Below are 16287 nucleotides of genomic sequence, written 5' to 3'. Positions count from 1 at the left end.
CATCTATTTTCGTTTTAATCTCTGTTTACGGCGGTTCTTCCCATCTGCCATCGCCTGTTTGCGGAGATTAGATGATTCAGTGACAGCTTGCTTTTCTTCCTTCACTCCATGTATCTTCTTCAGTTCTGCAGCCAATGACGCGATCGTTGGATGACTATACATCATGACCACTGGAACCTCTATACCATAAATTGATTTAATATGACCGCTCATCTGCAGCAAATCAAGGGATGTTGCACCCATTTCAAAGAAGTTCTCATTTACATCCGGTTCATGAGGAAAAAAGGAGCTGAGTACATCACACAATGATGCTTCTAGACGATCATCTATGACCTGCGATATTTGTTGAGACGGCTCTTCTTCCTGCTGCATAGGTGTTAATCGGTGTTTTATTCTCTCACCCATGTCTCGAACAGAAACAAGAATTTGCGGATAATCTAGACGCAGCACTTCCTGAAAGACCTTGATTCCTTCTTCTGGTAAAATTCCCGCCTGCTCCTCGAGCGTCATCATGTCATTGACTTTGGCCGCTAATGCTGAGTCGTGTGCCATACCGACTTTTTCCCATCGATCCCAGTTTAAAGAAATCACTGGCTTTCCTTCCTGCCTCTTCGCATGAGCAAAGCTGTCCATAAAAGCATTGGAAGCGGCATAAGCCACTTGTCCAGCCGCTCCAAGAAAGGACACAAGGGATGAACAAAGTAAAAAGAAGTCGAGCGTTTCATCCTTGAGAGCTTCATCCAGCACATAGGTCCCGTTGATTTTTGCCTGACACATGCGAATTTCATCGTCTGCTGTTCTTGCTTGGATGATCTTCCCATCTGCCTCTCCTGCCGCATGAATGACACCATGTAAATCACCAAATGATGTATGAGCCAGCTGGATCGCTTTCTGCACGGCGTCTTTATCTGACACATCACCGTTTACAGTTTGTACATCAGCTCCTAACTCTTCAAGAACCATCAGTTTTTTCACGGTCTCAGCTTCTTTCCCATCCGCATCACGCAGCTCACCCCATGCAGAACGTTCACGTATTTGTGATCGGCTGAGGAACACAAGTTTTGCTTGATACGTTTCTGCTAAATGTTGAGCTAGTGTGAAGCCAATGCCTCCCATACCGCCGGTCAGGAGGTAAACACCATGAGTCCTGAAAGGCTGTGTGGACGATTCCTCTTTGCTTAAAGGTGTACTTGAAGCTTTTCGAACCCATCTGCTGTTCCCTCGATACGCCACGACCGCCTCTTGATCGTGCATTGCAACCTCGTATGAAAGAAAGAGCGGCCAGTCCGCCTTTGTTTCCTGACATAAATCAACGTGCTGACACGCAATATGCTGATATTCTTGAGGAATGGTCAGAGCTAATCCAGTACATGTTGCTTGAAGAGGATTGACCTTCTCCATCCCGATGACATCATGTGCTTGGTTTGTCACAAGGTGAAGACGGATGGTTGTGTTATGATGCTGACTGATCAGCCTGACGAGATCGAGCACAGATAAGTAGTTTGGCTGTTCACCTGTATCTTCTGTTAGTTCATCATGCATCCAGATGATCTCTTCCGGTATAAATTCAGATTGCTGCAGTTCAGCCATCACCCACTCTAAGTGTGACAGCATATGAACGTCAGCTTTCATCAACTGGTCATTTTCTTTGATCGTATGATCACTTTGACAGACGCTGACAACCTCTGCATGCCGCTCTTTCAAATAGGCGCCAATATGACCACTTTTCTCAAAAACTAAGATACGCTTCCCTTGATGATGCTGCTCTTTTAGTACAGGTGCAGAGCGCTCCCATACCGGAATGTAAAACCAGTCTTGAAAATCAGCTGAGAGTTTCTCCCCCTTTTCTGATGGCGCTAAATTGCTCATCAGCTGATCCGCTTTAAACTGCGGAGAGGGGAATATTTGATGCTCAAATGGATATGTTGGCAGTGACACTCGATATGGGGTCTTTTCTTTTCTGACAGCGCTCCAATTCGGTTCCACTCCGAAAGTCCACAGCTTACCTATAGCTTTTTTCATATATTCATCATCAGCAGCTTGTTCTTTTGGATGTCTCACCAATGAAACAGCCGCTGCTTTGTTCACATCATAGTCATCATGTCGTCTCACAAATTGGGTCAACGTATGACCTGGCCCCACTTCAATGAAAACCACTTCTCCAAGTCCAAGTAACGTCTCTAATCCTTGACTAAATAAAACAGGCTGCCTAATATGAGATGCCCAGTAATCAGGCGATGAGGCTTGCTCATTTGTTAACCAGTTCCCTGTCACATTCGAAAGGATCGGAACCTCGCCCTGCTGATAGGTGATCTCTGAGAGAACGTTCTTAAACTGTTCGGATGCTTCAGCCATCATACTCGTATGAAAGGCGTGAGAGGTTTTCAATGTTTGGACAGAAGCTCCTCTTTTTTCAGCTTGTTCGAGATAGATCTGTAACCGTTCTGAAGGTCCGGAAACAACAGATAATTGTGAGCTATTCACCGCAGAAAGCTCGACCCCCTCAGGAAGATCATGTTCAATCTCTTCGGCAGGGAGGGACACTCCGGCCATTTCACCCCGAGGCATTTTTTGCATCAAACTGCCTCTTTTTAAAACGATACGGATTGCATCTTCAAGGTGGATGATACCGGCCACGCAGGCAGCCGTGATTTCTCCAATACTATGACCAATGAAATAATGCGGACGTATGCCTAGTCCCATCAGCTTCGATGCGAGCGCATACTCAAAACTAAACAAGATGATTTGTGTATATGATGTTTGCTGCATGAGTTGTTCTGCTTTTATGAACTCTTCTTCGGTTGTTGGATATAACACGTTCTCGATCTCAACACCTGATAAAGATAAAATGATGGCAAAACATTTCTGAAGCGTTTGTTTAAATTCAGGGTCTTTCTCATATAAATCCTTGCCCATATTCACATACTGAGCACCTTGTCCAGAAAACATCCAAACGACTGCAGGCTGTTGAAAGGCCTTTTGCGGCTGTCCGGCTGACTGGAATGTGCGGTCCGGACCTGCAAGAAAAGCTTGTCGATAAGGAAAATGCTTTCGTCCCTCTTGCAGTGTAAAGGCAGCCTCGGATAGTGTGACATTCTTTTGTTCTTTTAAATAAGATGTCATTTGTTCAGCAGATTTTTGAACCGCCTGCTTCGATCTTGCAGAAATCACCATTAGTTCATGATCTCTTTCTAATGACGGTTTGTCGGCTGCGGGTGCCTCTTCCATGATCAGATGTACATTCGTTCCACCAACTCCAAATGAACTGACCCCGGCACGTAGCGGCTGCTCTATTTTCGTCCATGGTACGGGTGTTGTATTGACATAAAATGGACTTGATTCAAAATCAATTTTCGGATTCGGTTTTTTATAATGAAGGCTAGGCGGCAGCATCTGATGGTACAGACTAAGCGTTGTCTTGATAAAACCTGCAACCCCTGCGGCTGAGTCAAGATGACCAATATTGGTTTTCACAGACCCAATCGCACAAAACTGTTTTTTATCCGTTTGAAAGGCTTTCTTTAGTGACTCAATTTCAACCGGATCTCCAAGAGTTGTACCTGTGCCATGTGCTTCAATATAAGAAATACTCTCAGCTTCTACACGACTGATGTTGAGTGCCTTTTTAATCACTTCGCTTTGTCCTTCTATACTTGGTGCTGTGTAGCCAACCTTACGCCCGCCATCATTGTTATAGGCTGAACCTTTAATCACGCCATAGATATGATCCTTATCTTTTAGTGCCTGCTTTAATGATTTGAGCACAACAACACCGCAGCCCTCACCGCCAACGGTGCCTTTTGCCTGTTCATCAAAAGCTCGGCAGTGCCCATCCGGCGACATGATCATCCCCTCTTGATACATGTATCCTTTTTTGTGAGGGGTCGTAATGGTGACGCCGCCTGCGAGAGCCATTTTACATTCCCCAGTAATTAGGGCGCGCGCCGCCATATGAATGGCAGTCAAAGAGGAAGAACAGGCTGTATCAACAGCTACGCTCGGTCCCTTCAAATTCAATTTGTAGGATACCTTTGTGTTCATGAAATCTTTATCTGTTAACTGAACAGCCGCAAATTGTTCAGATGAGTCATTGGTTCTCATCAGCATGGAAGCAGCTTGCCAATATAAATTAGCAGAAGCGGCTCCAAATAAACCAATTGGTTCCTGATAGGTTTCAGGGTTATAGCCTGCATCTTCAAGAGATTCCCACGCCACCTCATGAAACATGCGGATTTGCGGGTCCATTACTTCTGCTTCACGCTGTGAATAACCAAAGAAATCTGCATCAAAATGATCATGCTGATCAACTGCTCCTTTGGCACGTACATATTGCTCATGATCTAATGCCTCTTTCTCAACCCCTGCCTCAAGCAGCTCTTCCTTCGAAAAGAACGTAATGGACTCTCTTCCATTTGCAAGGTTGTCCCAAAAGTGATGAATATTCTTTGCTCCCGGAAAACGGCAGGCCATCCCAACCACTGCAACCTCTAATCCTGTGAACTTACTCATCTATCATCCCGCCTAACAGTTGAGCGGCACTTTCTAAGTCATCCGCTTCATTTTCTCCATCATCTTCGATCTGTTTCTCTTGCCCTGATGCTTTGTTTTTTAATTGAGCAGCTATTTGCGAAACAGTTGTATATTGGAACAGCTCCATTACTGTCAGCTCCTGCTGAAATTCCTCTTTCACTTTATTGGACAGCTCAACGATATTAAAAGAGTTCCCGCCTAAGTCAAAAAACGGTTCATCTATACGAATCTGCGAAGCAGGGACTTGTAAAATAGAGGCGAAAATGCGAACAAGCTTCTGCTCTGTTTCATTATGTGCTTGAATGGTCACTGGCTCTTGATTGTCTGCCAGCTGATCTTCTGGATTCGGCAGTGCTTGGATATCCAATTTCCCCGATAGATTCAAAGGAAATTGCTCTATTTGAATGACATGCCTCGGCACCATATAACCTGGTAATCTTTCACTTAAAGACTGACGAAGCGCACGTTGATCTATCGCTTGTTTTGCCATCATGTATGCGCAAATGTATTGGTCCTGATCCTGCGTTTCCTTAGGAATGACAATGACATCTTGAATCAATCCTTGCATATGCGGGTCATCAAGAATCGCTCTGCGGATTTCCTCTAGCTCAACTCGATATCCCCTAATTTTCACTTGACCGTCGTTTCTCTTGGCGAATTCTAACAATCCATCAAACCGCCATCTTGCAAGATCTCCCGTACCGTATAACACCCCGCTGCTGAGCTCTGGTTTTTTGATAAATTTCTCCTTGCTCAGATCAGGGTGATTGATGTACCCACGACCTACACCATCGCCTGCTATATATAACTCTCCAAAGACGCCAATCGGAACTAGCTCTCCTTGCGCATCACATATGAAAATATGCTCATTCGGCATCGGCTGCCCAATAGGAATGACTTGCTCATCCCAGTCTTGGGGAATCAGAAAGGATGATGACTGAACCGTACATTCAGTCGGCCCATACGCATTAATCATGATTGGTTTTTCACCTGATATATGCTGTAAAAATTGATCCATCAGCTCTTTTGTGAATACCTCTCCGCCCACCAGCAGCATCTTCAACGCTGGCAGGTCTTGTTTTGATTGCGCTGCTGCCTTGTTCATCAGCTTTAAATGAGAGGGGGTCACATCAGACAGCTGGATGTGATGTTCTTGGTAAAACGACCATAACGCATGCCCATCCATACGGACTTCATCTTTGGCAATATGCAGCGTATGCCCGAGGAGCAATGCTGGGAACAATGTTTGAACAGACGCATCAAAAATGTGTGAAGCCAGCATCCCTACTTGCAAAGGATCAGGGAGCAGATCAAAAAAGCGCGTTTTCATTCCATATACCAAATTAATGACATGACGATGTTCGATAACGACACCTTTCGGATGCCCTGTCGTACCTGATGTATACAGGACATACGCCATATCCGAAGACGAGATAGACCAAGTCAGATTCTCTTTTATTGATGATTCTTGAAGCATGTCTTGAATCACATGAACCTCGACATCCAATCCTTCGTGTCCTTCTGTATCCGAGACAATAGCTGTAGCACCGCTGTTTTTGAGCATATACCGAATTCTTTCAATCGGCAGATGGACATCAATCGGTAAATAAGCATAGCCAGCCTTTAAGATGCCAAGAATAGCAATGACAAGTTCAGCAGATCGATACATTCTGAGTCCAACAGGAGTCTCACATGTTATCTGACTTTGAGATAGTCTAAGCGCAATGCGATCTGATAAATGATCAACCTCTTCATATGTATAGGAGGTGGTGCCAAACACAACAGCCGTTCGTGCTGGATGCAATTGGACTTGTTGTTGAAATAACGACACAATATCACGATCCACTGGATAAGCGAGCGACTCCCCTTGAAACGAATCAAACAGCTGACTTTTCTCCATATCAGATAAAAATGAGTGTGTGCTCATCGTTTGCTCAGGCGTTTCGAGACATTGCTCTGTGAATCCCATGAAATGATTGGAGAACTGCTCCATCATGTGGTCATCATAAATGGAAGCATCCCAGTGAACTTCAGCATGAAGGTGATCTTGTTCTTTCTTCCAAACAATAAGCACATCCGCATGCAGCTGCTCTCGGTCAGCTTGCCCATGCAATGGCTCAAATGCACATGCCAGATTGACACGCTTCTTGTCTTCTTCTATTGAACGCCAAAGCTCATCCATTAAAATATGAACAGGATAATTTTGATGACGCACTGCCTCCTGAAACGATTGTTTCAATACCTCTAGCCCTGCGCTAAAGCTCATATGAGGCTCAATCTCTGCCTTAAGCGGCAGTATATGATTGATGGCTGATTGATTGGCAGACTGTTCCATTGTAGGAACAGTCACCATCAACTCAGTTTTTCCGCTATAACGTTGAAGCAAGCCAAAAGCAGCTGTGGTCAGCACGATAAACAGGCGCAAATCAGAATCTCCACATAATTGCTTTAACGAATGATTCATAGCCACAGGGAAGGACGAATGAAGCGATCGGTTCATTGCAGCAGGCTTGGCTTGTGAAACCGTATGAGGAATACGGCCATCAAGCTGGATACCTGATAAGATCGATGTCCAGTAGGCTCTTTCCCTCACCCTTTCCTTCGCCGCTGCTTTCAGTTGAAAATCATCATGTTCAATCACTCTTCCATTCACCTCTTTACTTATATTTTCAAGTCATCTAATTCGAAAAGAGATACGTCATCTAATTGCTCGAATGAAGAAGTCAGTTCGATCTCCTCTATTCTTACAGCATCTACTGAAACAGCCCTCATGATGTCTTTCAGCAAGCCCGCAATCCGCTCGATGGTTTCCTCTGTGAAAAGCTCAGTATTATATTCAATCGTTGAAGAAAGACCGTCTTCCTGCTCATACGCAATCCAGAGTAAATCAAAGCGTGACGTTCCTGTCTCATACGGATAATCACTAAAGGTTAAGCCGCCTACCTTCAGTTCTGGCTGATTCATATTTTGCAAGGCAAACACAGCATCAAACAATAGATTCCGGCTGACACTCCGGCTTAACTGGAGATCTTGAACCATTTGTTCATATTGATAGTCTTGATGTCCGAAATCATCGATGACATGTGCTTTCACATCCTGTAGGAATTGCTGGTACGTCAGCTCTGCTTTAGGATACAAACGAAGTGGTAGCATATTGACAAAAATACCGATCACTTGCTGCAGCTCCTCTTGTTTTCTCCCTGCTACCGGAACCCCGACCGTGATATCTGATTGTCCGCTTAATTTATGAAGCAAAATCTGATATACACTTAACAAACCCATAAACAGTGTGGCGTCTTCCTTTAAAATCACCTGCTTAAACGCGTTCAGCTCCACTTCTTCTATACGGAACGTATAATGTCCGCCGCGGAATTGTCTCACTTCCGGCCGATCGAAATCTGTTGGCAGATCAAGTAGCGGGGCACTTTCTAACCGGTTTTTCCAGTAATCACTCGATTCTTTCAGTGCTTCCGACGCAAGCAAGTCATTTTGCCATTCTGAAAAATCTTTATATTGCAGAGCGAGAGGCTCAAGCGTCCTACCGTCATATAACTGCATAAAGTCATTGACCAAAATATCTTGAGAAAGACCGTCTGAGATAATGTGGTGCATGTCTAGCATAAGTACGAATTCCTCTTCTGCCAGCTTCATCACGCCGACTCTCATCAATGGAGCCTCACTTAACGTAAAGGCAGTCAAAAATTGTTCAATCACTTGTTTTTGATCTTCCTCAGATCCTTGTGTCGATCCGTTAGTGAGGTCAAATAATGTGACTGCAAATGGTACCTCTTCTTCAATCTTTTGATAAGGGACTCCATTCTCTAGTACAAACACTGTCCGCAAACTTTCGTGTCTCTTAATAAGCTGCTGAAATGCCCATTCCAACCTGCTAATATCGAGTTTCCCTTTGATTCGTCCCGCTTTAAACTCGTTGTATCCTGTGCTGTTTACATCCATTTGCTGCATGAGATACAACCGTTTTTGCGCAGACGACAGAGGATAATGCTCCTTCACTTCGGCTTTTTCAATCGCATGATAAGCAGCAGTATCTGCTTGATCGATATATGCTGCCATTAATCGTATCGTAGGGATTTGGAAAAATTGTGGCAGCGTCAGCTCTACACTAAATGCACGATGAATGATGCCAATGAACGTAATCGCCTTTAGAGAATCTCCACCCATTTCAAAGAAATGATCATCTATGCCAATTTCATCAATCTTAAAGAAAGCTTGCCAATGTTGACTTAATGCCTTCTCCAGCTCCGTTTCAGGTGCCGCATAATTCGTGGAAAGCGCTGGCCTAGAATACAAGTTTCCATCTTGTTCATTCTCTCCGCCGCTCTCTTCCTCAAGGGATAAACGGTCTACATATCGGTGAATACGATCATGTAAAGATGTTGTCGAAATAACCATTTGTTCCACTTGATCCAGCGAAAGCAATCGTTCAAAGATCATTCTTCCTTCTTTTTCTGTAATTAACGTTTCGGTGACATCATCTCCGATTGGAAGATCAAGCTGCTTCCCTTGCTCAAATTCCCAGCCGTCAAAACTAATGACAGACCACTGTGTTTCTGAACGTAGATTGCGTTCATACACATACGCATCGATGAAATGATTCACAGCTGTATAGGCTGTAAAACCGAGTCCACCCAAGATCGGTGACAAAGATGACAGGACAAAACAGAAATCAAGGGATCGATCACTTAAGGCAGCATCAAGATGAAGCACACCATTCATCTTCGCTTCAAAATGCGGCTCCGAAAAAGTGACATCTGTTTGCTCCATCACCTGGAAAGATTGGTCGCCTGTCACTCCAGCTGCATAGATCACGCCATCGATCTGCCCATATGATGCATCCACTGTGTTGAACAATTGCTGGATATCTTCCTTGTGACGAACGTCTACTTTCTGAATGAGAACATCTGCACCTGTCTCTTCCAGCGCCATTACCCTTTGGATTTTTTTCTTTGTTGGATCCTGTTCATCATGCGTAGACAGCCATTCTTGCCACTTGCTTCTATCAGGGAATCCAGACCTGCTCGTTAAGATCAATGTTCCCTTCGTTTGCTCGGCCAAAGTCTGGGCGATATTCAATCCAATAAATCCAAGTCCGCCAATTAAAATGTATACACCATCTTTTTTAGCCAAATGAGCCTGTCCTGTTTCAGGAACTGAACTATTCGCATACTTTTTCACATATCGCTTATTTCGTCGATAGACCGTGAGAAGCTGTCCATACGCTCGATCTAGCTCATCGCTTATTTGCTTTAGCAATCTCTTTTCTTGAACCCCATTTTCCACTGGGCGATCAATATCAAGAATGCGGTAGCGTAAGTTCGGTGTTTCTTGTGAAATCACCATCGCAGGTCCTAGATGGATCGCTTTTTCAGGATAAAGTACAGGCTCACCGCCAACGGCATACGTCAATGAGGAAAGAACTGTAACCGATACCTTTTGGTCCAACACATATTTTTTCAGTGCCTGGCCGATATAAAGCAAGGAGTAATAAGCATCTTGCTGCGTTTGCTTCACCCATTCTTCTTCCGTGTGAGATGAGTGTCGTTCTGAAAGCCCCCATAGATGACAAACTTTTGACACGTTGATTTCATCATCTGCCAGATTTGATATGAGCCTTTCATAATCAGATGGCTCATGTGACCGAATGGTATAGCTTTTTTCGTCATGCTTCGTAAATTCATTTCCTTTACGAACCACTACGGACTCGTTCCGTTTCGTCATGAGCTCAGCCGCAATCTTCTCTCCAAAAGCAGATGGATCTGCAAACAAAAGCAAGGCTCCGCCAGACGTATCTTCTGATGGCACGCAAGGTAAAAGATCCGCTTCCCAATGAGGGGTATAGAACCATTCATCCATTTGCTGCTTTCGTCCAGACTGCTTTGGTTTTTCTTGTTTCACACGATCTGCTGCATCATACCAATAGGAGGTTTGATCAAACGCATAGGTTGGAAGCGGCATTTTCCGCGGCTGACGGTTTAGATGGAACCTGTCCCAATCAATAGATAATCCGTTTGTCCATAGACGTCCCATTTGACCAAGTAAAAATTCAGTATCCGTCACATCTTGTTTTGCATGTCTTAACACATGACATACATGCTGGTTCAGACCGTTCAGCGACCGGTTGACCATCACACTTAAATCTTGTCCTGGGCCAATCTCAATTAATTGAATATTGTCCTCTTGTAAAAGATTTGTGATGCCTTCAGCAAAGCGAACTGTATCGGTCATATGCCTTTTCCAATAAGACATATCCTTCGCACTCGTATCTGTCATCCAATCTCCTGACAAATTCGAAATGAATGGAATACGAAGCGACTTGGCTTTCATATGCGTTAATTTTTCTCCGAATTGCTCCGCTGCCTCCTTCATGACATGTGAGTGGGCGGCAATGGTTCCACCTAATCGCATACACATCAATCTGTTGCTTTTCAGCTCTTGTTCAAATTCACTTATCGCCTCTTCTAGACCTGACACGATACATGATGAATCATTGACAACCGCGAGAGAAATATCTTTTGGAAGCATCGGTTTGAGCTTTGCCTCAGGTAATGGAACACTCATCATGACGCCGGGTGGTGACGACTGCATCGCATTCGCACGATAGGCGACCATGGACATTGCGTCCTTTAAGCTGAATAGCCCTGATATGGCGGCTGCTGTTAATTCGCCAAAGCTATAGCCGATCATTGCATCAGGACGAACGCCCCATTCAATGAAAAGCATGGATAAGGCATATTCAATGGCAAAAATGGCTGGCTGTGCATATTGAGTACTTGCCAATTGTTCACGTGCCTTTTCTGTTTCAGCCGCTAATGGGTACAGAATACGGGCAAGACTTCGTCCTGTTGCTTCTTCATATGCTTGAAAACAAGCATCCATTTGCTTCTTAAAGTAAGGCTCTTCCCGGTACAAATCTAATCCCATATTGAGATATTGATTGCCTTGTCCAGAAAACATAAAAATAATCTTTTGCTTCTCCACATGCGAATGCATGAGCTTTCCAATGCCCTTGCCTTGCTTTTCTGTTAATACTCTTAGAGCATCTTCTCTGTTTGCCGCAACAAATGCCTGACGGAAATCAAAGGATTGTCTTCCTGTTTGCAGCGTATAAGCTGCGTCTGCCAAATTGATAGAAGGCGTGTTTTCTATTTGGCTTGCGAGTTTGTCTTTCATTCGTTCCAAGCTCGTTTTGCTCTTTGCTGAAAGAACAAGCAGCTCAGCAGAACGAGGCATTTGCTGACGATCTCTTTGTGGTGCTTCTTCTAAAATGACATGTGCATTCGTTCCACCCATTCCAAATGAGCTCACCCCAGCCCGTCGCAAATGGGAAGCTGGCTGCTTCCAGTCGGTCAGGTCAGTGTTGACAAAGAAAGGGCTATGTTCAAATGCAATGTTTTCATTGGCTTTTTTGAAGTGTAGACTAGGTACAAACGTGTGATTCTGAAGCGAAAGCACAGCTTTGATCAAGCCAGCTGCTCCTGCCGCTGCATCTAAATGTCCAATATTTGTTTTCACAGACCCAATGCGGCAAAATTGTTTTTTCTCTGTGTCGAAAGCCTTTGTGAGCGCCTCTATTTCAATCGGATCACCAAGTGATGTGCCAGTTCCATGTGTTTCCACATATTCAATCGTATCTGGTGAAACATCTGCTTGATGCAGGGCATCCTGAATGACACGTGTCTGTCCTTCGACGCTCGGAGCATTGAAACCAACCTTTTGATCACCATCATTGTTGATGGCAGAGCCCTTAATAACCGCATAAATATGGTCACCATCTTCTATGGCTTCACTCAGTGCTTTTAAAGCAACAAGACCAACACCATCTCCGCCAACAGTTCCATCCGCTTGATCGTCAAAGGCGCGGCAATGGCCATCGCTTGATTTCACCATATTCTGTTGATAAACGTAGCCTGATTTCACTGGGTGCAGGATCGACACACCTCCCGCAAGAGCTACATCTGAATCACCATTTGCAATGGATTGACAGGCCAAATGCAAGGCGACCAAAGAAGTTGAACAAGCGGTTTGCAGCGTAAGCGCCGGTCCTTTCAAATTCAATTTATGGGCAATTCTTGTACTGACGGTATACGTATCATTGAGTGAACCCACTTCAAACAGCTCTGACATGCTGCTATCAAGGGAAGCGGCAAAACGCTGAATCCATTGGAAGTTTGAAGTGGACCCAGTAAACAAACCGACCTTCCCCGTATAATCTTCTTGCACATACCCCGCATCTTCCAGCGCCTTATAGGCGTACTCATGCAGGAGGCGTATTTGAGGATCCATCATTTCTGCCTGACCTGGCGAATAACCGAAGAAGGATGCATCAAATAAATCAGGTCCATCAATGACACCCTTTGCCCTCACATAATCAGATCGCTCGAAGGTTTGACGGTCAATACCAGCTTCAAGCAGTTCTTCATCGGAAAAGAAGGAAATTGATTCTTCTCCATTCTTCAAATTTCGCCAAAATGCCTCAACATTTTTCGCACCTGGGAATTTACCAGCCATTCCAATAATGGCAATCGGCTCATTGGCTTTTCTTGTCTTTTGTTTCACAGGCTGCGCGCCTGCCGCTGCCTGCTCTGAATCGCCGCTTAAATATGCGGCAAGCTCTCTAATCGTTGGACGGCGGAACATTTCGACCATTGGAATGCTTTGATTCAATTGCTTAGCGAGCTGTTGATTGACGTGGATCAAATTGAGTGAATGCCCGCCAATATCAAAGAATTTGTCATGGACACTTACCTCTTCTAAGCCGAGGACCTTTTTCCAAATGTCTTGAATGACTTTCTCCGTATCAGAAAGATGGTCCGAGCCCGCCTGTTTTTTCGTTTGCTGCGCCTGTTTCAAAGCAGGTAAAGCTCGTTTATCTAGTTTGCCATTGGCAGTCAGCGGCATATCGTCCAATTGAACAAAGTGAGTTGGGATCATATAATCCGGCAGTTGATCAGCCAACGCTTGTTTTATTGCCTCTTGATCAAGTATGGCTGTCGTGACAACATATGCGGCCAAACATGGTGTACCAGAAACATCTGGCTTTACAACAACAGCTGCTGCTTTTATTCCTGGCTGTTCATTCAACCAAAATTCAATCTCACCAGTTTCAATCCGGTAGCCTCTCAGCTTCACTTGATCATCATTTCGACCTAAAAATTGAATGAGCCCATTAGGGAGAATGCGGGCTGCATCACCTGTTTTATAAATTTTTTCACCCGGCTGGAAAGGATGGTCGACAAACCTTTCTTCGGTCAGTTCTGGGCGATTCAAATAGCCTTTTGCGACACCTTTTCCGCCAATATATAATTCACCGACGGCTCCTTCCGGCATGAGATTCATATGTCTGTCAAACAGAAGAATATCTGTATGCTGTGCAGGCTTTCCAATCGGTACATACACGTCTTGATCAAGGTCCTGGTCATATCGATGAATCATGCAGCCAACGACCGTTTCAGTTGGTCCATATTCATTCACAATTTCAATTGGCTGCGGGAAGGACTGCTGAATGGATTTCGCTAAAGATGTTTCCAGCTGTTCTCCGCCTAAAATGAAACATTTCATTTGGCTGTCTGGGAAAGACAAATGCTTAATAAACTGTAAATGAGATGGTGTCAGTTTCATCACATGTACGCGATTGTCTTTTATGATGTCTTCGACAAGCAGCTGCCGGTTTTCATGGTGATAAATCATGATGGTATTTCCTGAAATGAGCGGCGTGAAAATAGAAGTAACCGTCAGGTCAAAGGACAGTGAAGTATACATAGCAAAATGCCTTGTTTCTCCTCGAACATATACTTGCTTTGCCCAATCAATATAGTTGGCTAAGCCAAGATGTTGAATGAGTACACCTTTAGGTCTTCCTGTCGTACCTGATGTATAAATGCAGTAGGCTGTTTGGTCTGAGGTGATGGCTTCTGCCAAGTTGTCTGATGGTCCGGTGTATAGATCCGGCTGTGTGATATCAATTTTTTCTCCATGATAGGCATAGGTGAGCCCTTTCATTGGATGGGTTAAGAGCCATTCTACTCCGCTGTCTTCTAATAGATATTCTATTCGTTCCTGCGGATATTCAGGATCAATCGGCACGTAAGCACCGCCAGCTTTTAAGATCGCTAAGCATGCTATCACCATTTCAATGGAATGCTCTGCTAAAATGCCGACACGCTGCTCCTGTTTGACCCCTTTGTTTTGTAAATAATGTGCGAGCTGGTTCACTCTCTTATTGAGTTGTTCATATGTAACCGTCGTATCGCCAAACTCAACTGCGGCTGCCGCTGGCGTTCGCTCTACTTGTTCTTCAAATAGGTCAATCACGGTTGGCTCATTGCTAGATGTTGCTCCGCCATATTGCTTGAAGACCGCTAACTGCTTTTCTTTCTCTTTTTCTGATAGCAGCTGTAGTTGAGCAGCAGGTTTGTGCGGATGTGCACATGCATCAGACAGGAGATGAAGAAAATGCTGACACCACTTTTCGATTTGTTCAGCTGAAAAGCTGACGGGGTTATACACCAATGAAAAGTGCAGCTGATCATCAAACGCCTGAACACTAAGCGTGAGATCGAATTCTGTCTGCTCAGTCATCTCAAATCCACGAATACGAATTGGCTGATCGTTTTTCGTGAGCATTTGATCTAGTGGATAGTTTTCAATGACGACGATTGAATCAAATAATGATTGCTCTGCAGTCATTCCCGCATATTTCTTTAAGTCAGATAGCGGGGTATGTTCATATTCATTTCTTACAGCGATCTCACGGCTCACTTCCTGCATCTGTTCAAGAATTGGCCGCTCTTGTTCGAATGAGACCCGCAGCGGTAATGTGTTAATGAACAATCCAGTCATCTTTTCAATATGAGGGACATCCGCATTTCTCCCTGATACTGTTGTCCCAAAGACAATATCATCTTGGTTCGCATACTTAGATAGCAAAACTCCCCACAGCGTATACATCACAGATGCCAGCGTCACGTCATATTGATTCGTGAATTTGCTCAAGCTCTCCGCAATGGAAGTATCCACTTGATGTTCATATTGATGAAACACTTCTGAATTTTCATGTGCGCCGCTTGACTTCGGAAGCAGTTCTGCATAACTCCAACCGTTGAAAACATTTTTCCAATAGGCGGCTTGTGCTTCTGTCTGTTGAAGGTTTTTCTGCTGCCATTTGACAAAGGATTGGTAGGACGGTCTTTGTTCCAAAAGAGGTTTGTCCCCATTCGATAAGCGCTCATATGCACTCATCCAATCGCTTAATACAATCCCAAGGCTCCATCCGTCTAATAAAATATGATGGAAGCTAATGAGAACCCAGCTGACTTCATCATTCACTTCACATAACGTCAGACGAAATGGGACTTCCTGCAGATCAAAGCATTCTTCTCGGTTCTGAGCCGTCACCTCCTCTTTCAGCACATGAAGAGGCTCCTTCGCTTTTGTCAAATCACGGTATCGAATGTCTGGCTGATGCTCCTTCAGCACAATTTGTACTGGTCTTGCGAGTTCCTGCCATCTGAACAATGTTCTAAGCATTTCATGCTGTTTGGTGACATTCGTCCATGATTGTTCAAAAATGTCTCGATCTATCGGTCCGTCTATTTCGATCAGCAGTTGTTCAAAATAAGCTGTTCCGTTCGGTTCCATTAAATGATGAAACAGCAGTCCCTCTTGGATCGTAGTGATAGCTAACATATTTTCAATGTTCTGTTTATCCAGCTTCTGCGGCTGTAAAGCCATGGGATC

3 protein-coding genes are annotated in these 16287 nt (G+C 44.3%); all 3 read right to left on the bottom strand.

What is annotated here, in order from left to right; genetic code table 11:
• Positions 1 to 3: 3 nt before the first annotated feature.
• From MKY18_RS03405 to MKY18_RS03395, 3 genes are read right to left on the bottom strand one after another with little or no spacing between them, the layout of a single operon-like run.
• The gene (locus MKY18_RS03405) at positions 4 to 4509 is read right to left on the bottom strand and encodes a type I polyketide synthase (RefSeq protein WP_268452708.1); all 4506 of its coding nucleotides are present in this window, start codon (positions 4507 to 4509) and stop codon (positions 4 to 6) included.
• On the bottom strand, positions 4502 to 7171 hold the full coding sequence (locus MKY18_RS03400) for a non-ribosomal peptide synthetase (protein WP_340909304.1): 2670 nt from the start codon (positions 7169 to 7171) through the stop codon (positions 4502 to 4504). Before MKY18_RS03400 ends, MKY18_RS03405 begins: the two co-directional genes overlap by 8 nt.
• Positions 7172 to 7191: 20 nt before the next feature.
• Positions 7192 to 16281, bottom strand: a complete 9090-nt coding sequence (locus MKY18_RS03395; RefSeq protein WP_342497730.1) for an amino acid adenylation domain-containing protein — start codon at positions 16279 to 16281, stop codon at positions 7192 to 7194.
• Positions 16282 to 16287: the final 6 nt, after the last annotated feature.

This window comes from Bacillus sp. FSL R7-0672, from assembly GCF_038601465.1.
GTDB lineage: Bacteria > Bacillota > Bacilli > Bacillales > Bacillaceae > Bacillus > Bacillus pumilus.
Note: the sequence above shows the minus strand (reverse complement) of the source record. Positions and strands in the feature narration are given on the sequence as shown.